Source organism: Psychrobacter sp. 28M-43 (assembly GCF_014770435.1).
In the GTDB taxonomy this organism is placed as follows: Bacteria; Pseudomonadota; Gammaproteobacteria; order Pseudomonadales; family Moraxellaceae; genus Psychrobacter.
Genome location: NZ_CP061739.1, coordinates 418,286 through 439,515 on the forward strand (window position 1 = coordinate 418,286; position 21,230 = coordinate 439,515).

At 44.6% G+C, this 21,230-nt stretch carries 16 protein-coding genes; 14 read left to right on the forward strand and 2 right to left on the reverse strand.

Features of this window, described 5'->3' with window-relative positions; translation table 11 throughout:
- Positions 1 to 8 precede the first annotated feature (8 nt).
- The 4 genes from IEE84_RS01780 to IEE84_RS01795 all read left to right on the forward strand — a co-directional run bounded on the left by IEE84_RS01780 (position 9) and on the right by IEE84_RS01795 (position 5,827).
- The gene (locus IEE84_RS01780; RefSeq protein ID WP_191114687.1) at positions 9 to 734 is read left to right on the forward strand and encodes an ABC transporter permease; all 726 of its coding nucleotides are present in this window, start codon (positions 9 to 11) and stop codon (positions 732 to 734) included.
- 202 nt (positions 735 to 936) lie between these two features.
- The gene (locus tag IEE84_RS01785; protein ID WP_416383478.1) at positions 937 to 1,566 is read left to right on the forward strand and encodes a fumarylacetoacetate hydrolase family protein; all 630 of its coding nucleotides are present in this window, start codon (positions 937 to 939) and stop codon (positions 1,564 to 1,566) included.
- Positions 1,567 to 1,880: 314 nt separating this feature from the next.
- Positions 1,881 to 4,097 carry a PhoX family protein gene (locus tag IEE84_RS01790; RefSeq protein WP_191114689.1) on the forward strand — a complete coding sequence of 739 codons (2,217 nt, stop codon included), beginning with the start codon at positions 1,881 to 1,883 and terminating at the stop codon, positions 4,095 to 4,097.
- Between the two features lie 236 nt (positions 4,098 to 4,333).
- Positions 4,334 to 5,827, forward strand: coding sequence for a PGAP1-like alpha/beta domain-containing protein (locus IEE84_RS01795; protein WP_191114690.1), 1,494 nt, complete (start codon positions 4,334 to 4,336; stop codon positions 5,825 to 5,827).
- A 47-nt stretch (positions 5,828 to 5,874) separates the two neighbouring features.
- Here the strand turns inward: IEE84_RS01795 and IEE84_RS01800 are convergent, their stop codons facing one another.
- Positions 5,875 to 6,744, reverse strand: a complete 870-nt coding sequence (locus IEE84_RS01800; RefSeq protein ID WP_191114691.1) for a hypothetical protein — start codon at positions 6,742 to 6,744, stop codon at positions 5,875 to 5,877.
- A 160-nt stretch (positions 6,745 to 6,904) separates the two neighbouring features.
- Positions 6,905 to 7,885 carry an Hsp33 family molecular chaperone HslO gene (gene hslO / locus IEE84_RS01805; protein ID WP_191114692.1) on the reverse strand — a complete coding sequence of 327 codons (981 nt, stop codon included), beginning with the start codon at positions 7,883 to 7,885 and terminating at the stop codon, positions 6,905 to 6,907.
- Positions 7,886 to 8,261: 376 nt separating this feature from the next.
- Between hslO and IEE84_RS01810 the strand changes: the two genes are divergently transcribed.
- From IEE84_RS01810 to IEE84_RS01855, 10 genes are all read left to right on the forward strand, one after another.
- Complete coding sequence (locus tag IEE84_RS01810; protein ID WP_180958124.1) at positions 8,262 to 9,236, forward strand: glutamate/aspartate ABC transporter substrate-binding protein; 975 nt, start codon at positions 8,262 to 8,264, stop codon at positions 9,234 to 9,236.
- Between the two features lie 97 nt (positions 9,237 to 9,333).
- Positions 9,334 to 10,080, forward strand: a complete 747-nt coding sequence (locus IEE84_RS01815) for an amino acid ABC transporter permease (RefSeq protein WP_191114693.1) — start codon at positions 9,334 to 9,336, stop codon at positions 10,078 to 10,080.
- Complete coding sequence (locus tag IEE84_RS01820) at positions 10,077 to 10,745, forward strand: ABC transporter permease subunit (RefSeq protein ID WP_102091653.1); 669 nt, start codon at positions 10,077 to 10,079, stop codon at positions 10,743 to 10,745. Before IEE84_RS01815 ends, IEE84_RS01820 begins: the two co-directional genes overlap by 4 nt.
- A gap of 248 nt (positions 10,746 to 10,993) precedes the next feature.
- Positions 10,994 to 11,725, forward strand: a complete 732-nt coding sequence (locus IEE84_RS01825; protein WP_057762314.1) for an amino acid ABC transporter ATP-binding protein — start codon at positions 10,994 to 10,996, stop codon at positions 11,723 to 11,725.
- A 403-nt stretch (positions 11,726 to 12,128) separates the two neighbouring features.
- Positions 12,129 to 12,737 carry a DJ-1/PfpI family protein gene (locus IEE84_RS01830; protein WP_191114694.1) on the forward strand — a complete coding sequence of 203 codons (609 nt, stop codon included), beginning with the start codon at positions 12,129 to 12,131 and terminating at the stop codon, positions 12,735 to 12,737.
- Between the two features lie 99 nt (positions 12,738 to 12,836).
- On the forward strand, positions 12,837 to 14,090 hold the full coding sequence (locus IEE84_RS01835; RefSeq protein ID WP_191114695.1) for an FAD-dependent oxidoreductase: 1,254 nt from the start codon (positions 12,837 to 12,839) through the stop codon (positions 14,088 to 14,090).
- A 369-nt stretch (positions 14,091 to 14,459) separates the two neighbouring features.
- Entirely contained in the window at positions 14,460 to 16,235 is a 1,776-nt protein-coding gene (locus IEE84_RS01840; RefSeq protein WP_191114696.1) for an AMP-binding protein, read from the forward strand.
- A 239-nt stretch (positions 16,236 to 16,474) separates the two neighbouring features.
- Positions 16,475 to 18,085 carry a carboxyl transferase domain-containing protein gene (locus tag IEE84_RS01845; protein ID WP_191114697.1) on the forward strand — a complete coding sequence of 537 codons (1,611 nt, stop codon included), beginning with the start codon at positions 16,475 to 16,477 and terminating at the stop codon, positions 18,083 to 18,085.
- A 152-nt stretch (positions 18,086 to 18,237) separates the two neighbouring features.
- A complete protein-coding gene (locus IEE84_RS01850) occupies positions 18,238 to 19,047 on the forward strand; it encodes an enoyl-CoA hydratase/isomerase family protein (protein WP_191114698.1) in 810 nt (269 codons plus the stop codon).
- 77 nt (positions 19,048 to 19,124) lie between these two features.
- Positions 19,125 to 21,224 (forward strand): acetyl/propionyl/methylcrotonyl-CoA carboxylase subunit alpha, encoded by a 2,100-nt coding sequence (locus IEE84_RS01855; RefSeq protein WP_191114699.1) that lies wholly within the window; start codon positions 19,125 to 19,127, stop codon positions 21,222 to 21,224.
- Positions 21,225 to 21,230 lie beyond the last annotated feature (6 nt).

Genomic DNA, 21,230 nt, shown 5'->3' on the forward strand with positions numbered 1-21,230 from the left:
GAGATACTATGGATTGGAATTGGCAGGTCATTTTTGACCATATCCCTGATTTACTAGGCGGCGCGGTATTGACCGTACAGCTGGTCTTGTTTTCAGGTGTGATTGGATTGCTGTTTGGTTTGGTTTTGGCATTATTACGACTGTCTAAGAACTGGATGGTACAGATACTACCGTTTCTGTATATCTTCTTTTTCCGTGGTACGCCGCTGCTGGTACAGATATTCCTGATTTATTACGGTTTGGGTCAATTTGAGGCCGTACGCGAGTCGTTCTTATGGGAGCCAGTGCTTAGCCAAGCATATTGGTGTGCCATTATTGCCTTTACCCTGAATACCAGTGCCTATCTAGCAGAGATTATACGCGGTGCGATTCAGACGATTCCGATTGGAGAGCTTGAAGCTGCTGATGCGCTTGGTATGTCAAAATGGCAAAAGCTAACACGGGTTACGCTACCGCGCGCATTTGGTATTGTGATTCCAGCGTACAGTAACGAAGTTATCTTTATGCTAAAGGGTAGTGCGCTAGCGTCGACTATTGCATTGATGGATATCACAGGTGTTGCTCGTACGATTAGTGCGCGTACCTATACCTTGATGGAGCTATTCTTTGCGGCTGGTATCGTCTATCTATTGCTGTCGTGGGTTATCTTGTTTAGCTTTAGAATGTTTGAAAAGCGTATGAACCGCCACGCCAGTTATGTACCACCAGATGTCGTGACCAATACGATTCCATAGTTAGCAGTTAGCAGTTAGCAGTTAGCAGTTAGCAACTAAAAATCGTCAAAGTCACTGTAGACAATATAGTATGGACAGCTGATAAAATAGCCATCATTTACAGGGAGAGTTTAGTATGAGCCAATCGCCACACGAGTCATTAGCGAACGCCATTGCAGCTGGTGTCAATGCCGAGCAGGGCGCTATCAATCATAATGAAAGATTGCGTGCTTCTATTGGTAAAGTTGTCTGTGTCGGTCGCAACTATGCGGCCCATGCTGCAGAGTTGGGCAATGAAGTACCAACCACGCCGATACTGTTTATGAAACCTGCGTCTTCAGTGGTCTCTATCCGTAGTGATGTGGTTCGCCCAAGTCCAGAGCTGTTTGGCGAGACTCACTACGAGGCCGAGCTATGTATTCAGCTATCAGCTGATTTATCTATGGCGACGATTGAGCAAGCTCAGCAAGCGATTGGTGGCGTGACATTGGGGCTGGATTTGACCTTGCGTGATTTGCAAAGCAAGCTAAAAGAAAAAGGTCATCCGTGGGAGCGTGCTAAGTGTTTTGACGGAGCTTGCGTCCTTGCTGATTGGGTCGACCCGCAAGCGTTTGGCAATCTGCAGAATGTACAGTATCAGCTATCTATCAATGATAAATTAACGCAAGATGGCGATAGTGCCTTAATGCTATTCCCTGTCTATGAATTGCTGGTCAATATCAGTCACGCCTTTAGCTTGCAAGCAGGTGATGTGATTATGACTGGTACGCCAAGTGGCGTTGGTGTGTTGCAAGCAGGCGATCAGCTTAAGCTAAAACTGGGTGCTCATGAGTGGGTATCACAAGTACAGTAAGCTTGATTACAATAACAGATATATATTAAAAACCCCGAGCAATTGCTTGGGGTTTTCGCTTTTAAACCTTTATATTTATTTCTAAAATTTGCTAAATACCAAACAATTCTAACTGCCAAACAATGCTAACTATCTAATCATTCTATTTTTCAATAATCATCAGTACAGTCGATTGTCATCAGTTTGTCACCTATTGTTCAGCGTGCTGTCATAAAGGTTGAGTAGACTTAAGCGGAATTCGTATTTTTGTGGTCGTAATGATAAAGCCGCGATCAACTCTCTGCCAATCTAGCCTAATAGCAAGGTGACTGATAATGACATTATTGAACAATGAGCGAACGCTTGCCCACGAAGTGGTTGAAGACTCAAATCCTACTAATAATACTGACTTTCAGACGATTATCAATCGTCGATTGAACCGCCGTAGTATCCTAAAAGGTGGCACAGGGTTGACGGCTGCTGCGTTTTTTGGTGCATTACCTTTGGTCGGTTGTAGTGAAGACGACGATAGCAGTATTGTTGGTAATGACGATAATGCCGCTATCCCTGCACAAGGTGATTTGAAGCGTCCTGATACCTTAAAGTTTGAGGCAGTCGCGCATTCAACAGCGGATACGATGACCGTAGCAGCGGGCTACAAGGCAGAGATGATATTACCACTTGGTACACCGCTGAACTCTGGTATCGAGGACTGGAAAGACAATCGCGAGCAATCAGCAGAGTCGTTTGAATGGCGTATGGGTGACAACCATGATGGGATGTGGTTCTTTGGCAAAAACGGTAACGCTTACGATGCTAAAGCATCAGAAAACAGCTTGCTAGTCATGAACCATGAATACGTCAATAGCAGTGAGCTTAGCCCATTTGGCTATTACGTCACTCAAGATAACGATGCTGCGCCTATTTTTCAAAACCGCCGTCTCGCAAGCGACGTCCGCCGTGAAGTCAATTGTCATGGCGTCTCAGTGGTTGAGTTAACTCGCCGTGCAGATGGTATGGGTTATGAGATGGTACCTGATTCTAAATACAATCGCCGCATTACCAGTAGTACAACAGCACAATTGGCTGGCCCTGTGGCAGGCTCTGCTCTGGTCAAGACTAAGTTTGATCCAACAGGCTATCAGACCCGCGGCATTAATAATAACTGCGGCGCAGGTCTGTCACCGTGGGGTACTTATCTGACTACCGAAGAGAACTTCTTGGGTGTGTTTGCCCGTGGACAAGATGCCAGTCAATTGAGTGCTGGTGATAACTACGCTCGCGAGCGCTACGGTGCAGTGGAGGACTTCCCAGGTTGGGAGTATCTATGGCATACCCCAGAGGCAAAGGATGCCAAAATAGCAGACGAGTTCTCACGCTGGGATATGACCGCAGTCGGTGCCAGTGCTGCTGAAGATTATCGCTACGGCTTTAACACTTTTGGTTATATTACTGAAATTGACCCATTTGACCAAAACTCTATACCGCAGAAACGCACTGCACTGGGCCGATTCGCTCATGAAAACTGTGCTTACGCTCCTGTTGAGCAAGGCAAGCCAGTAGTCTTCTACATGGGTGATGACGCCCGAGGGGAGTACATTTATAAGTTTGTCTCCAAAGCGATGTGGTCAAACTCGGACATCGGCGGCGGACTAAAAGCAGGTGACAAATATCTGAATGACGGCACGCTATACGTGGCAGTATTTAATGAAGATGGTAGCGGTGAGTGGAAAGCTCTCGTCCACGGTCAAAACGGACTGGATGCTTTTAATAGTGTACTGCCATTCAATGGACAAGATGAGGTATTGGTCTTTGCCCGTGCAGCTGCTGATGCTGCTGGTGCTACTAAGATGGATCGACCTGAATGGGTATCGGTCAGTCCTATGACGGGCGATGTATATGTCACATTGACCAATAATAAATATCGCGGCGTACGTGATGATCAGCCTGTCTCAGCCTCCAATCCGCGTAGCTATCAATCAAGCGGAAAAGCACTTGGTAATGACAATGGCCATATCATTCGCTGGGCAGAAGCAGGCGGTGACCATGCTGCAACGAGCTTTGAGTGGGATATTTATTTGTTTGGTGCGCCAAGTGACTTATCAGCAGAAAACCTATCTCAGCTAAATGACAATAATGACTTTTCTTCACCTGATGGGCTGTATTTTGACCCGCGCGGTGTCTTATGGATTCAGACAGATGACGGCGCTTATACCGATACCAGTAGCTGTATGTTGCTCGCGGCACTACCGGGTAAGGTCAGTGATGGCTCGATGACGACCACATCGGCAGGGCAGTCAACCCGTGTTGGCACATCTGCTAGCAATGACAATATTAAACGATTCTTTGTCGGTCCTGAAGGATGCGAAGTAACAGGTATCACCATGGCACCAGATTTTAAGACGCTGTTTATCAATATTCAGCATCCTGGCAATACGTGGGGCGCTGTCGCTGGTGGTAGTATACCTCGCTCAGCGACTGTGATGATTACTCGCGAGGATGGTGATGTCATACTGGCAGAATCATTTGATACAGCTGATAGCACGACATAGATAGATAAGCTATAGGCGGATAATAGAAACAACCAAAATGCTCACAACCATAAAAATCCCAAGTTAAGGCTTGGGATTTTTTGTTATCATATTGATTTGATGGTTAAATAGACCGTCTATCAGTAATCTGGCTCTGCTAGTCGTCATCGCGCTCTAAAGTCAAACCATTCACTTCTATTTGCTGCAGTTACAGGATAATATAGACCATTACTTTTCTCGCTGAATGTGCAAATATTATGAGCAGTCCAAAGGTGTTTTATAACGACGGTGTTAGTGACAGCGACGCTCAAAACGATAGCAGCTATACTCGTACTCATCATGAGCTCGATGCGCATTTTGTCCCAGATGCGAGTGTACCGCTACACAGTCATCTATATGAGCAAATCGACCAACTCGAAGCCATCGATATGGATGAGCTGGTCAAGCTACTGGCAGATTCGGATGACAGCGATGAAATCAACAAAACACCTGTGTCTTTGGCTGATTTTTTTGAAGGATTGGCCCAGCTCGCTACCATGGGTGTGGTTGAGATTACAGAAATCGTAGAAGCCATTCATCGTGAAGTTATTCTGCGTCCGCTAGGCCGTTTCAATGACAAACATTTAAATAAATGGTCGCGCGGATTTACTGGACGTATATATGGCACGATACGTCATGTGATGCAAATGGTCGGTAATAATCTAGCGTCTGTACTACGCATATACAAAAACCTGATTCTCCAAAAGTCAGTGCAGCCACTACCGGACTCACTAAAAAAACTGGTCAATGTGCTCAATGGTGTCATGGGTGATCATCTGGTCAACAACCAAAATGCGCTCGCCATTCCGATGATGCTATACACTCAAGACGGCAAACCACAGAATGAAGTGCTATCAGGCCGTATCACTATTTTGTGCCATGGTCTATGTATGAGTCATTTAAGCTGGCAAGCACAAGCAGGTAATGATTTAGGCGAGGCCATTCATGTCAGCCAGCCTGATACCACGGTGCTGTATTTGGATTACAATACAGGTCGCCGTATCTCACGTAGCGGTCGCAAGTTCTCTCAATTGCTACAAGCGCTGGTCGATGACAATCCAAATATCAGTCAGATAGATCTGGTCGGACATAGTATGGGTGGTTTGGTCTCTCGCAGTGCACTGTTTTATGGCGAGCAAGACCGCCTAGATTGGATAAAACGCGTGGGCAATCTCATCACGCTAGGTTCGCCGCATCATGGGGCAGTGCTTGAGCGTATCGGTAATTATGTACAAGACATCATTGCCAAGCTGCCGTTTGCAGGCTCACTGGCTAAGCTCGGGGATATGCGCAGTGCCGGTATTATCGATCTGCGTCATGGCAGTATTCGGGATGCAGATTGGAAAGCATTAGAAGGACGTAGCATGTTGCCACAAGACTTTCGCCATCCTGCACGGTTGCCAAGTGGTATCAAGACTTACTTTGTCGCCAGTGCTTTGCTTGAGACGCATTATGATTCTAAGGTAACGGATCTGCTAGGAGACAGTTTGGTATCGGTGGCTTCAGCCTTAGGTGAAGATGACGCTGAGCATGCCTTGTTTGTGCCAGATGGTCACAAAGCAGTATTTTATGGTGTGAACCATATGAACTTGATTCATAGTAGACGGGTGCGCGAGCAAGTGATTGAATGGCTACTTGATAATGGTCGAAGTGACTACGCTGGGCGTCCGCGCATACACTCTTATCCTAGAAGTTTAGATGTGGCGGTGTAGGTTCTATTTTTTTAAAACTATTCTGCCTTATAATTTTCATCCAATAATTACGGCATTGATATAGTCTGAGTGCTACTCTTTGAAAGAATTATTGCCTGATTAAAAATATAAAAGTTATATTTTTCAACTCCCATACCTGTACGTATTGAATCGTAGTAAATTGAAAGCTGGCAAAGTATCAATATATCCATTAGTATTTTTCTCATTACATATACAAGTTTACCTGTGTCTTTACCTTCTTGGACATAGTTTCCTAACATAATTTGTTCATGTGCCAAATCATGTAATGAAAAGTTAGAGTTGATTGTAAGGTTATTTGCATTCCATGTAACTATGAAAAGTTGTTGTTCTAAAAACTTAGCAATTGGGGAGTTGATATGGTTTTGTCTTAAGACCATACATTCGATATCTCTAATGTCGGCCTTTCCCCTTTTATTTAAATACTCTATGGTGATTTGAATATTCTTACGATTAAGATTGCTGTCACATATCTGACCAAGCTGTATATCAGTTACTTTTACAAAAAACTTGGGTCTATTAATATTTTTTTCTTCAATTGCTGTCTTGAACTGATATTCAGTAATTTCTAGCTGTTTTTCAATAATAGATAGTTGAGCTTTCATAGCTTCAGATTGTTCCTTTAAAGCTGTCTCTGAGCCTTCTTGAGCTAACACTGATTGCTCTAATGCTTTACGTTGTAAAGCTAGCTCTTCTCGCTGCAATTTTAATTCGTTGCTTTGGATTCGATAGCTTTTATAAAACCACAGCAGAGCAAGCGGCGCAAAAATTCCTGATAAGAAGGCACCTAATCCGCCAAATCCTTCAACATTATCAAAACCTTTCATTAGAAGAGCTAGCCAAAAAATTATCCATATAACGGTATAAATTACTGCCCAATCTATCTTCTTATAGTTCATTGTTTTAGCTCATCTTAATCAAGTTATGTATAATTAATTATAGCAATGAAACTAGAAAACAATCTGGCTTAGTAAGTTTATCAATTAGAAATAAAAAAACCCTCAAGCATGACGCTTGAGGGTTTTTTTATAAATACTGATTTATAGCGAGTAAGAAAACTTACTCAGCAAATATTGCTGCTACATCATTTTTGTTGAACTTATAGACTTCACCGCAGAATCCACAATCCATCTCAAATGTACCGCCTTGCTCTTCGACGATATCTAACGCTTCTGCTTCGCCGATTTGCTCGATTGCCATCTCGCACTTCTCGCGTGAGCAAGTGCAACCAAATGATAGAGGCGCAGGCTCAGGAGCAACGATGTTTTCTTCGTGATACAAGCGATAAAGGATTTCGTTAGCATCCAGTGTCGTTAGCTCTTCTGCTTTTACCGTACGCGTCAATACAGATAATCGTGTCCATAAATCATCGTCGATACCCGCATCTTGGTTTTGCTCAACTTCAGACGTTTCTTCAGCAGTACGCGGTAGCATTTGTACCAAGATACCACCGGCTTGCAGGCCATCAGATGCCAAGTTAATTAACGTTGGAATCTGTGCCGATTGCTTTTGGTAATGTGCTAAGCAGTTTGCTAGATTGTCGTGGCTACGCTCAACGATACCTTGGTATGGCTCACCGCCATCAGGCTGAATATTGATAAACAATACGCCTTGTCCCATCGCACCAAGTTCAGCAAACGCTTCTTTGGCATGGGTCATATTGTCCCATGCTTGTACTTGCTCATCCGTCTCGCCTTTCCAGCTAGCAAGTGCACGAATGATACCGTCTTGATCGCATTCTGCCATTGCCCAGTTTAGTAAGCTGTCACTGTCTGATGATTGCAACTGAATAGACAGGCGACCGTTGATTTTGACCGTACTGATTAGCAAACTTGCTGCGGTCAGCATCTCACCCAATAAGCGTTTGATGGCTTCAGGGTAGGGCTTTTGCGCAATCGTACTCGCGTAGCTGCGTGATAGGCGTACCACATCACCGCGCACGGGCGAGTCTTCAACAAAGAAACGTTGGCGAATGTCGTTGCTGCCATGGTTGCCAGTAGTTTGGCTGTCCGTATTTGGGACTTGGATATCTTGAGTCATAAGTCATTTGTAGTATAGAGAAGTTGTTTGCTTTATGGGGATTACTGCCGATTTATCAATCTCACTTAGTAGACTGTTTTGATGATTATGAGTAGTAATTGTCAGTAATGGGTTTAAAAAACCAAGCAGCTGTTTGTACAAAACTCTGAGTAGATAGCCGCTATGAGCCAACATTTTATAGTTAGAATATAAATATATTCATAAATATGTACTCTCTCAAAAAAAATTCACCCTCTACTGCAAATTTGTTGTACAGTAACATTAAGTTGCATTGTGATAAACAACAGCAACAACCGTACGGATGCGGGGCAGTCTGGTCAATCAGACCTATGTCGTCCAAGCACTCACTCAATCTTGCGATAAAAGGATGTATTTCATGACATACTCATTTTCCAAACCGTTGACTTTAGCTGCTGTTATGGCATTAGGCTTAGCGGGATGTAATAACAGCAGCCAGACCAGCACTGATGCGCCAGCAGATGATGCAGCGACGACAGAAACCACGACCAATGGTACGCTACAGAAAATCAAAGATTCTGGCACCATCGTCGTCGGTCACCGTGATTCCTCTATTCCTTTCTCTTATATCGCTGATGATCCCAATCAGCCGATTGGCTATGCACACGACTTGGAAATGAAAGTGGTTGAAGCCGTTAAGCAGAAGCTAAACATGCCAGACCTTAACGTTCGCTATAACCTAATCACTTCGCAGACTCGTATCCCATTGGTACAAAACGGCACGGTAGATTTTGAGTGTGGCTCAACCACCAATAACGAAGAACGTCAAAAGCAAGTCGCTTTCTCAAACGGTTTCTTTGAAATTGGTACGCGTCTGTTGACCAAAAAAGATTCTGGCATTCAAGATTTTGAAGACCTAAAAGGCAAAACCTTGGTAACGACAGCAGGCACGACTTCAGAGCGTTATATCCGTCAGTACAACGATGATAATAAAATGGATACCAATATCATCTCAGCAAAAGATCATGGCGAAGGCTTCCTAATGCTAGAAAATGGTCGCGCTGATGCCTTTATGATGGATGATGTATTGCTCGCGGGCGAAAAAGCCAAAGCAAAAAATCCTGATGAGTGGGTCATCGTCGGTACGCCGCAATCGTTTGAAATCTATGGTTGTATGATGCGTAAAGATGATCCTGAGTTCAAAGCTGTGGTTGATGAAGCACTTGCTAATGTGTTTAGTTCAGGCGAAATCAATAGCATTTATGACAAGTGGTTCTTGAACCCAATCCCACCAAAGAACGTCAATCTAAACTTTGAGATGTCAGACAACTTAAAGGCCTTGATTGCCAATCCGCATGACAGCGCTCAGCCTAAAGAAGCAGCAGCGCAGTAACGCTCATTGTCCCTCAACATAGCTTGCCTATACGTTTAGATAGCCAGTAATTTTATTTGACGTATAGGCTTATCAATCGTTGCTCGGAGAGACAACCATGAATTATAGCTGGAACTGGGGTGTGCTCTTTGAGCAGACTGGTATTGGCAACGAGCTCTATATCCATTGGATGATCACTGGTCTTGGCTGGCTGCTATTAATTGGCAGTATCGCTTGGGCCATCGCGATGGTCGTCGGTACTATCTTCGGTATCATGCGTACCTTGCCCAACAAGACCGCTCGTACAATCGGTACGGCTTATGTGACATTTTTTCGCAATATTCCACTGCTTGTTCAACTGTTCTTTTGGTTTTATATCGCCCCTGGCTGGCTCACGCCGACGATACAAGAATGGTGGTATAAGGACTTGTCTCCGAATACTTCAGCCATGTTATCAGCCAGTATCGGTTTGGGCTTATTTACCGCTGCTCGTATCGTTGAACAGGTACGAACGGGTATTGAGTCATTACCAGATGGACAAATCAATGCGGCCTACGCGTTAGGGTTTAGCATTCCACAAGTCTATAAAGAAGTACTGCTACCGCAGGCATTTCGTATTATCTTGCCACCGCTCAGCTCTGAGTTAACCAACTGTTTCAAAAACGCTTCTGTGGCCTCGTTAGTGGGGGTAATGGAGCTGATTAGCCAAACCAAAACCATCAGCGAATACACTCAAAATAGTATCGAGATATATACTTACGCGACGATTATTTATTTGGTTTTCAATTTATCCTTGATCGCTATTATGGGATTGATTGAACGTAAATTGCGTGTGCCTGGGCTTATTGCGGGAGGTCAGAAATGAATATGACCGAATTGGCAACAGCCTATCCTGGTTTGATGGGTGGCATGCTTACCACCTTAAAAGTGCTGTTTTTGGCTATTTTGGGCGGTATCAGCTTAGGTACCATACTGGCATTAATGCGCTTGTCAGGTATCAAAGCGCTTGAGATTCCAGCTAAACTATACGTCAATTACTTTCGCTCCGTGCCGCTGCTACTGGTACTGCTATGGTTCTACTTTGCTGTACCGATGATTTATCTTTGGGTAGCGGGTAAGTACCTGCAACTCGATGCGGCATTTGCCTCTTGTGTGGTCGCATTTATGATGTTTGAGGCGGCTTACTTCTCAGAAGTGGTGCGTGCTGGTATTCAATCGATTGGTAGCGGGCAGGTCAATGCGGCAAAAGCGCTCGGCATGACTTATGGGCAGACCATGCGTCTGGTCATCTTGCCACAAGCCTTTCGTAAGATGCTGCCACTGATTTTGCAGCAATGTATTATTTTATTCCAAGATACGACACTGGTATTTGCCATTGGTTTGACCGACTTTTTCCGCGCAGCCTACGTTCGCGGTGAGCTAATGGGCTTACTCACGCCGTATATCCTAGGTGCTGGCGCTGTCTACTTTGTGATTAGCTTAAGTGCTTCTATTGGCGTGCAACAATTACAGAAGCGTTTGCGGTTTTAGTATAGCTATTTTAATACATCTATCGCTTGCGCTGTTGAGTGTTGAGTGTTGAGTGTTGAGTGTTGAGTGTTGAGTGTTGAGTGTTGAGTGTTGAGTGTTGAGTGTTGAGAGCTCAAATATTTGATTTACCTTTTTTAAATAATGACTATCGAAAATAATGTGGTTAGGAGCCAGTGATGAGCAATGCTGATACGTACTTAAATGCCTTTGGCGGGCTGGTTACCAATAGTGGTCATGCTAGTGATGAGATGGTCATCGAGATATCTAATGTCAGTAAATGGTATGGAGATTTTCAAGTACTGACTGACTGTACGGCGCATGTACATAAAGGTGATGTCGTTGTTGTTTGTGGTCCATCGGGCAGTGGTAAATCAACTTTGATTAAGACAGTTAATGGACTTGAGCCTTTTCAAAAAGGTGACATCATGGTCAATGGCATCTCTGTCGGTGACCCAAAGACTAATCTACCTAAGTTACGCAGCCGTGTTGGCATGGTGTTTCAGCATTTTGAGTTGTTTCCACATTTGACTATTATTGATAATTTGACTGTGGCACAAATCAAAGTGTTGGGCCGTAAAGAGTCTGAGGCCAAACAAAAAGCGATGGCCTATCTAGACCGTGTTGGTCTGACGGTACAAGCGGCGAAATATCCAGCGGAGCTCTCTGGTGGTCAGCAGCAGCGTGTTGCGATTGCACGAGCGTTAGCCATGGATCCCGTCGCAATGCTGTTTGATGAGCCAACCTCCGCGCTTGATCCTGAGATGATTCAAGAGGTGCTAGATGTGATGGTCGAGCTGACTCGTGATGGTATGACCATGATGTGTGTGACGCATGAGATGGGCTTTGCCAGTCAGGTAGCCAATCGTATCATCTTTATGGATGAAGGGCATATCGTAGAAAACTGTAGTAAGGATGAGTTTTTTGAAGGCGCGAAAAGTGACCGTGCGCAGATGTTCTTGTCGAAGATTTTAAATCATTAAATACACTTTGATTTACGATTGTTTATAGCAGTATTTCTAAGATAAAGACATGTTCTAAAGCTTACTTTTCTTTCCACTGCTAATAATTATACAAAGCGCCCTATTAAAGACGGTTAAACGCTATCTTTAATAGGGCGCTTTGTATTTAGCCTTTTTTGTATAGCTATTTGAAAAACGATTTGGGGCTTATGATATCTACACACAAGGAATTCAAAGAAGAGATCTTTGAGACTATAAAGCCGCTGAAAATAGAGCGGGAATAGTCGCCGAATTAGAGAAATCGCAAACGGCAAAAGCAAATGAAATGTCTCATCTGATTAATCAAACAAATTTGAAAAGATAGTAATCATAATATAGATAAATTTAATTTTATTTAACGTTATTAACTGAATTAGGATTGAATATGACGCTAAAACGAACCGTCGGCATACTACTGTTCAATGAAGTAGAAGTATTGGATTTTGCAGGGCCTTTTGAGGTGTTTTCGTTGGCTGAAAATGCTGCCAGTTCTAGTGATGATAAGCACTTTAAGGTTATCACTATTGCCGAGAACCAAGCAACGATATCCGCTAGGAATGGTCTGCAAGTCATTCCTGACTATAGTTTTGCCAATCATCCAGACATTGATGTCTTAATCATCCCTGGTGGTTACGGTGCCGAAAAAACAGAAATATATAATAAGGTGGTAATTGACTGGATTATCACTCAAGCAAGTTTGGCAGAGCTGACGCTTTCAGTGTGTACAGGAGCGTTGCTGTTGGCTAAGGCAGGTTTGCTAGCTGGTAAGTCAGCAACCACGCACTGGATGGACTTGGATAATTTAGCATCCTATCCTGATATCGATGTGATCTCGCATACGCGTTTTGTAGATGCCAGTGATGATACTGGTAATATCGTCACATCAGCGGGGATAAGTGCAGGCATCCATGCAAGTCTATACTGTATAGAAAAATTAATAGATAGTGAAACCATGCGTGCAACAGCACATCGCATGGAATTCGATATTGACTAAGTGAATTGTTAGATAGGTGAGTGAATGGCTGTTTACTGATACAATAGCGGTCAATATTTTTGATAATTAAAATAATTCATAAACCATCTTGGAGTTTGTATGAGCGTAGAAAACCTATCTGTAGCATCGAGCACAGCAGCAAAAAAAGGTGTGGTTATTATTGGTGCAGGACTGGCAGGCTGGCATGTCATTGATGCCATTCGTGCCAAAGACACAGAGGTTCCAATCACATTAATCACGGCTGATAGTGGCGACCGTTATCACAAGCCGATGTTGACGATGGCAATCAGCCAAAACAAACGAGCATCAGACTTAGTACGGGCATCTGGTAGCGAAGCGGCGAACACAGCAGAAGTGACGTTGTTAGCCAATACGCAAGTGACAGATATTGATCCAGTGAGCCAAACCGTACAGGTGCGCTCTACTACGCAGTCAGATGACACACTGACGACTATCGGCTATGAGAAAATGGTGCTAGCGATGGGTGCTCATCCTATCTTCCCTAAAAGTCTGCCGCAAGATTTGGTTTGGCATGTCAATCATATCGAGCGTTTTAGTCAGCTACAAGAAAAGCTAGCAGCAGGTAGTCAGCATGTTGCGATCGTTGGTGCTGGTATGGTGGGTACAGAAATCGCAGAAGACCTACTTAAAGCTGGTCATAAAGTAACGCTCATTGATTTAAATGATGCACCGCTTTCGCAGATGCTACCAGCAAAAGCAACAGCACGTATCGCCAAAGCAATCGAGTCGCAGGGTATTCAATTCTTAGGTGGTTATCAAGTATCAGCTGTCGCTCGTGTTAGTGACGATGATAATAATGACAGCGAAGATGGCGAGAAACTACAAGTAGACTATGCACCGTTATCATCGGATGCAGACAATACTGATACTCAGTCGCTCGAACCACTGATTGTAGATCATGTGATTGCCAGTACAGGTCTGACAGTCGATGAGCAATTACCTGCGGCGGCTGGTGTGGAGTTCGATCGCCGTACGGGTATTGTGGTGGATGCAGCGACGTTGCGTACCAATGCAGCGAATATCTATGCCATCGGCGACTGTATGTCTATCAATGGGGTGGCTTGTCGTTATGTTGCGCCATTACGCGCGCAGGCTGCGACTATCGCTGATGATATCTTAGGTCACGAGCACAGCGGTTATGATCATAAGCCGCCGATGATTCGCCTTAAGAACAAAGCCATCTCTGTGATGGTGACGGGCGTACCGCAAGCAGCGGGCAATTGGCAAGTGAAGACTGAAAGTGATGATGAGCTAATCATGGATTTGATCGATGATAATGAAGCCGTTAGCGCAACGGTAACGATTAAGGCGCCTGCAGTTCCTAAAGCATGATGATTGCAATACCGTTTTTCGAAAAACTAATAAAGGACATCATTTATAAATAATGCCCTTTATTAGATGCTTTCCAGACAATTCTTTGAAAAGACAGTATCGATGATTGAGCCAGCCCATTATTTATGACGTGGCTGGCTTTTTTATGTCAAATATTTGCCATGATTCTATGCTACCTTTTAATAAATAGAAAAGCAGGCTGTTTAATTAAATGATACATACTGTATTGATATTGTTGACAGGCTTTCATTGATGGCGTTATAGTAGCTGAATGCTATGTAAGACCTGCCCAAGGAAGAAGGTTTGTACGCAGGCTATTAATAAGTGCTATTCATAAATAATATAAAAAGTAAAACGAAAGGACTCGTTATGACTCAAACTCCTGATTTCGATTCGACTCGCGTTGATTTCGACACTATTTTAAACAATATTCCTAGTATCAATATGGGCGCACGCTCAGCCAATGCACCACTTACTCAAAGCTATGATAAAGGTCCTGATGTACCGCTGATTGAAACGACAATCGGTGACTTTTTTGATGCTATTGTTTCTAAATATCCTGAGCGCGAAGCATTGGTCGTTCGTCATCAAAATATCCGCTGGACATATCGTGAGCTACAGCAGCAAGTGAACCAGCTAGCCAGTAGTATGATTGAGATGGGACTAGAGATTGGTGATCGTATCGGTATCTGGTCGCACAACAATGCCGAGTGGTTGCTCATGCAATTGGCTACGGCAAAAGTCGGCGTTATCCTCGTTAATATCAATCCTGCCTACCGTACTTTTGAATTGCAATATGCCCTAAATAAATTAGGCTGCTCAGCGCTCGTACTGATGCGTCATTTCAAAACCAGTGACTATGCCAGTTTAATCCGTGAGCTATGTCCTGAGATTTACCATAAAGACTACACTCAGCTTGATTTGGTTGAGATTCCGACGATTGAACGTATCATTTGGATTGATGAGCCAGAGTCGGACGAGACATTCGGCTTTATGCAGAAATTCTCTGCGTGGATGAGTGAGGGCGATGCCAACGATCCCCGTGTTGCCGAGCGCCAAGCTCAGCTTAAGAACACCGATGCCATCAATGTACAGTTCACCAGTGGCACGACAGGTACGCCAAAAGGTGCAACCTTAAGCCATCGTAACATCCTTAACAACGGCTACTTCATCGGTGAGGCCATGAACCTCACTGAAGAGGATAGGCTATGTATTCCAGTACCCTTGTATCATTGCTTTGGTATGGTACTTGGTAATCTAGCGATTCTCACGCATGGCGGTTGTATCGTATATCCAAACGACGGCTTTGAGCCATTAACCGTATTACAAGCAGTCGAAGAAGAGAAGTGTACAGGTCTGCACGGCGTGCCAACGATGTTTATCGCAGAGCTTGACCATCCTGAATTTGAAAACTTTGATTTGTCTACCTTACGTACTGGCATCATGGCTGGCTCTAGCTGTCCGATTGAAGTCATGCGCCGTGTCATCGATAAGATGCATATGAGCGAAGTCACTATTGCCTATGGTATGACAGAGACCAGTCCCGTATCTTGCCAGACCAATGAGCACACGCCACTTGATAAACAAGTCTCGACGGTAGGATTGGTACAGCCTGCGCTTGAGGTGAAAGTCGTTGATACAGAAACAGGTGAAGTTGTCCCGTTGGGCGAGACAGGTGAGCTGCTTACACGAGGCTATTCAGTGATGAAAGGCTATTGGGGCAGCCGCTTTAAAACGCGTGAAGCCATCCAAGATGGTTGGATGCATACGGGTGACTTGGCCACAATGGATGAAGACGGCTATGTCAAAATCGTCGGCCGTAGTAAAGACATGGTGATTCGCGGCGGCGAAAATATCTATCCAGTAGAAATTGAAAATTACCTCTATCGTCATCCAAAGATTCGTGATGTACAAATCGTGGGTATACCAGATGAGCGTTATGGTGAAGTGCTGGCAGCGTGGATTATTCCGAAAGAGCCTGGCTGCTTGACTGAACAGGAAGTGCGTGAGTTCTGTAGCGAGCATATCGCTCATTATAAAGTGCCGACTTACTATCGCTTTGTGACTGAATATCCAATGACTATCACTGGAAAAATTCAAAAATATAAAATCATTGAGCAAATGAAAGAAGAGCTGGGTTTGTAGTAAGCTTACTTATCTGCTCTAAAAAACAAAAGACTAACCATATTCATTTCATTATAAAAGTATTACAGCGTTAACCTCGCTTGAAGTATCACACATACATCTGCACTCGGTTGCCTTGTACTACTTTTAAATTGAATCGACTATATGTGAGCAACGCTTAAAAATAGCAGTTAGTATCATTTATATAAAAAGCTACTCACATCTACGTATCTATCTATGTATAAGAAAAAAGGGATATCATGAGCGCTATCATAACCAGTAAACTGAGTCCAAACTCAAGCGATTTTCAGCAAAACAGTGCCGCGATGCAAGAGATAGTCGATGACCTGTATGTACACTTGCGTAAAGTTGCCCAAGGTGGCTCAGCGCGCGCACGAGCCAAGCATCTAGCGCGTGGTAAGCTGTTACCACGTGAGCGTGTCGAGCGTTTATTGGATGTAGGCACGCCGTTCCTAGAAGTGGCTCCGATGGCCGCACATGATATGTATGGCGAAGAGATTCCAGCGGCTGGCGTGATTGCAGGTATCGGCCGTATCAATGGCATCGAATGTATGATTGTCTGTAATGATGCCACGGTAAAAGGCGGCACGTACTATCCAATGACGGTCAAAAAACACCTGCGCGCCCAAGAAATCGCGCAAGAAAATCATCTGCCATGTGTGTATCTGGTTGATTCAGGTGGTGCAAACTTACCGAATCAAGATGATGTGTTCCCTGATAAAGAGCATTTCGGCCGTATCTTTTTTAATCAAGCCAATCTGAGTGCGGCAGGCATTCCACAGATTGCTGTGGTTATGGGTAGCTGTACAGCTGGCGGTGCCTATGTGCCTGCCATGAGCGATGAGTCCATTATTGTAAAAGAGCAAGGTACGATATTTTTGGGTGGTCCACCACTGGTAAAAGCAGCAACGGGTGAAGAGGTTACCGCAGAAGACTTGGGCGGCGGTGATGTACATACTAGACTATCAGGTGTGGTCGATCATCTAGCGCAAAACGATACGCACGCACTATCGATTGCCCGTAATATCGTCAGTCACCTAAATCGCCCTACAAAAAATATTCCTAATCAAATCACACCGCGTCCGCCACGTTACGATGCCAAAGAACTCTATGGTGTGATTCCAACGGACAAGCGCAAGCCGTTTGATATCAGAGAAATCATCGCCCGTATCGTTGATGACAGTGCCTTTGATGAGTTTAAAGCACGCTTTGGTACGACGCTAGTGTGCGGGTTTGCCCATATCGAAGGGATGCCTGTTGGTATTATTGCCAATAACGGTATCTTATTCAGTGAGTCAGCGCAAAAAGGGACGCATTTCATCGAACTGTGCTGTAAGCGCAAAATCCCATTAGTATTCCTCCAGAATATTACTGGCTTCATGGTTGGCCGCAAATACGAAAACGAAGGTATCGCTCGTCATGGTGCCAAGATGGTAATGGCGGTGGCTAATGCCAAAGTACCAAAATTCACCGTTATCGTCGGTGGTTCGTTTGGTGCTGGTAACTACGGTATGTGTGGCCGTGCTTATAGCCCGCGTTTCTTATGGATGTGGCCAAATGCCCGTATCTCTGTCATGGGCGGCGAGCAAGCTGCATCAGTACTGGCAACGGTCAAACGTGATAACTTTGATCGCAAAGGTGAAGCGTGGAGCGATGAGGACGAAGCGGCATTTAAAGCGCCGATTCGCGAAATGTACGAAGAGCAAGGTCATCCGTATTATGCCACCGCACGTATGTGGGATGACGGCGTAATTGATCCTGCTGATACGCGCAGTGTATTGGCTTTAGGATTAAGCGCTGCGTATAACGCGCCGATTGAAGAGACGACGTTTGGTGTCTTTAGAATGTAGGAGTTCTAAGGTCTCCCCATAATAAGCGACTACTGCGTCAACTTCATTTGAAGTATGGTTTGTACATTTACAGTTGTTTTCCTTGTACTAACATCATTATGGATTGACCAAGAGTTTATTTAAGTATTTACATAAAAAATATAGAGAAAGTTATGCAAAAAGATAGTGATAAAAATTATAAAAGCCTACTGGTTAAAATGGAGCAACACGTTGCTACAGTGACGTTAAATCGTCCTGAGATACGTAATGCCTTTAACGATGAAATGATAGCCGAGCTAACCGATGCATTCAGTACGCTTGGTGCTGATGATGAGGTACGTGTCATTGTGCTAGCCGCTGCTGGCAAAGCGTTTTGTGCAGGCGCTGACCTCAATTGGATGCGTGCCATGGCGGATTATAGCTATGAAGAGAATCTAGCGGATGCTGACAAATTGGCGCAAATGCTTAAGACTATTTATGAATGCCCTAAGCCAACAGTTGCGGCTATTCAAGGCGACGTTTATGCAGGTGGCATGGGTTTAGTTGCTGTTTGCGACGTAGCCATTGCGGTCAAAATTGCTAATTTTTGCCTGAGTGAAGTGCGTTTGGGCTTAGCCCCTGCCACTATCAGTCCTTATGTTATCCGAGCGCTAGGTGCTAGAGCTGCGCAGCGTTATTTCTTAAGTGCAGAAGTATTTGATGCCAAAAAGGCGCGTCAGCTAGGTTTTATCCATGAGCGTGTTAGCGAAGAATGGCTAGCTGATGAAGTGGCTGCATTCTGTAATAAGGTCGTCAAAAATAGTCCAGATGCAGTCAAAACTTGCAAACAGCTATTACACGATGTCGCTGGTGCACCTATTACAGATGAGCTTATTGCTGACACGGTCAAAGGTATCGCTGATATTCGCTCATCAAAGCAAGGCCGCGAGGGGGTACAAGCATTTTTGCAAAAGCGTAAACCTGATTGGCTAATGGCAGACTAACTAGTAGTAGAACAATGATAGGCAAATGGGTAAATAGACAAGACGTCAAATAACAACGACAAGACACAGGGATAGTTATGTTTTCTAAAATTCTAATCGCCAACCGTGGTGAAATTGCTTGCCGAGTGGCTGCGACTGCTAAGCGTCTTGGCGTCAGTACCGTTGCTGTTTATTCCGATGCGGATCGTGAGGCCAAACATGTGGCTGTCTGTGATGAGGCTATCTATTTGGGTGGTTCGGCACCAAAAGACAGTTATCTCAAAGGTGATGCTATTATTGCGATAGCGCTTGAGACTGGCGCCCAAGCGATTCACCCAGGATATGGGTTTTTAAGCGAAAATGCAGACTTTGCACAAGCCTGCCAAGATGCTGGTCTAGTATTTATCGGTCCATCGGCGGAAGCTATCCGTGCTATGGGCGGCAAGTCTGAGTCTAAGCGCTTGATGGAGTCAGCTGGTGTGCCGCTGATACCGGGCTATCATGGTGACAATCAAGACGCACAGTTTTTGCAACAGCAGGCAGATGACATTGGCTATCCTGTCTTGATTAAAGCCAGTGCAGGTGGCGGCGGCAAAGGCATGCGTATCGTTGAAAAGAGCAGCGATTTTATTGACCTGTTAGATTCATGTCGCCGTGAAGCGATTACCAGTTTTGGCAATGATCAAGTGTTGGTTGAAAAATACGCGCTAAAACCACGTCATATCGAAATCCAAGTATTCGGTGATACGCATGGTAATTATGTGCATCTATTTGAGCGTGATTGCTCAGTACAGCGTCGCCATCAAAAAGTATTAGAAGAAGCGCCAGCGCCCGGTGTCGATACTGCCATGCGTGAAGCGATGGGCACAGCGGCAATCGAAGCAGCACGTGCGGTTGATTACGTGGGTGCAGGTACGGTTGAATTCATCGTTGAGCAGCGTGAAGGCACGATGAATTTCTATTTCATGGAGATGAACACGCGCTTGCAAGTTGAGCATCCGGTCAGTGAAGCGATCACTGGTGTGGATTTGGTCGAGTGGCAGCTATTGGTCGCTGCGGGTCAGCCATTGCCAAAATCACAAGACGATCTGGCTATCAACGGTCATGCAATTGAGGCGCGTATCTGTGCTGAAAACCCTGACAACAATTTCTTGCCAGCGACTGGGACTTTATTCACTTATCAAAAGCCTGAGCATAGTACCTTCAATATTACCGATGTGCGTATCGATGATGGCGTACGTGAGGGTGATGTGATCAGTCCTTTTTACGATTCTATGATTGCCAAGCTTATCGTGCATGCTCCTACGCGCGAGCAAGCGTTGGCGAGACTAGATCGTGCATTGGCACAGACGCGTATCGTTGGTCTACCAAACAACGTGGCATTCTTACGTTATATTTTAAATACCGATTCATTTAGCAAAGCCAATCTTGATACCGCATTGATAGAGCGTGAGCAGGATAAGCTTTTTGACCAGCATCCTCTTGAATTATCGACGCTTGTGGTGACTGCTATTACGCAGCAGCTTGCGAGTGAAGCGACCATGCAGGGCTCAGATCCGTTTAGCAAGCCAACGGGTTTCCGTGCTTATAGTGATTATACTCGTTCATTTAGCTTGGTTTATGATGAGCAGGCTTATAGTGCTCGCATCAGTAATTGGCATAATGCGAGTGGTGCTGATAGCAAAAAAGGCGGTGATAGTCTCAGTAGTTTTACGCTCGTCATTGGTAAAGAAATCGCGAATACGCAGGATGATAGCAATATCAATGTAGCGGCTCAGACCGAAACGGTTTATGAAGGGCAGATCAGCTATGATAGCAGTGACACACACAATCATACCTTATGGTTAGATGGTGCACGTATCAGTGCCCAAAGCTGGGTAAATAACGAGACAGTCTACGTATTCACAGATAGCGGACGTGATGAAATTAGGCTTGTCGACGTAATGGCACATGTGGGTGAAGACACAGCAGCGGTTGGCAGTTTAAAGTCACCAATGCCAGGACAAGTGGTTGCATTCAAAGTAGCTGTTGGTGATACTGTGAAAAAAGGCGAACCACTTGCCGTTATCGAAGCCATGAAAATCGAACATACGATTACCGCACCGACAGATGGTGTGGTGGCAGAGCTATTATTTGCAGCAGGTGACTTGGTCGCTGATGGTGATGAGCTACTGCGCATCGATAGTGAGAGCGCATAGCTGACG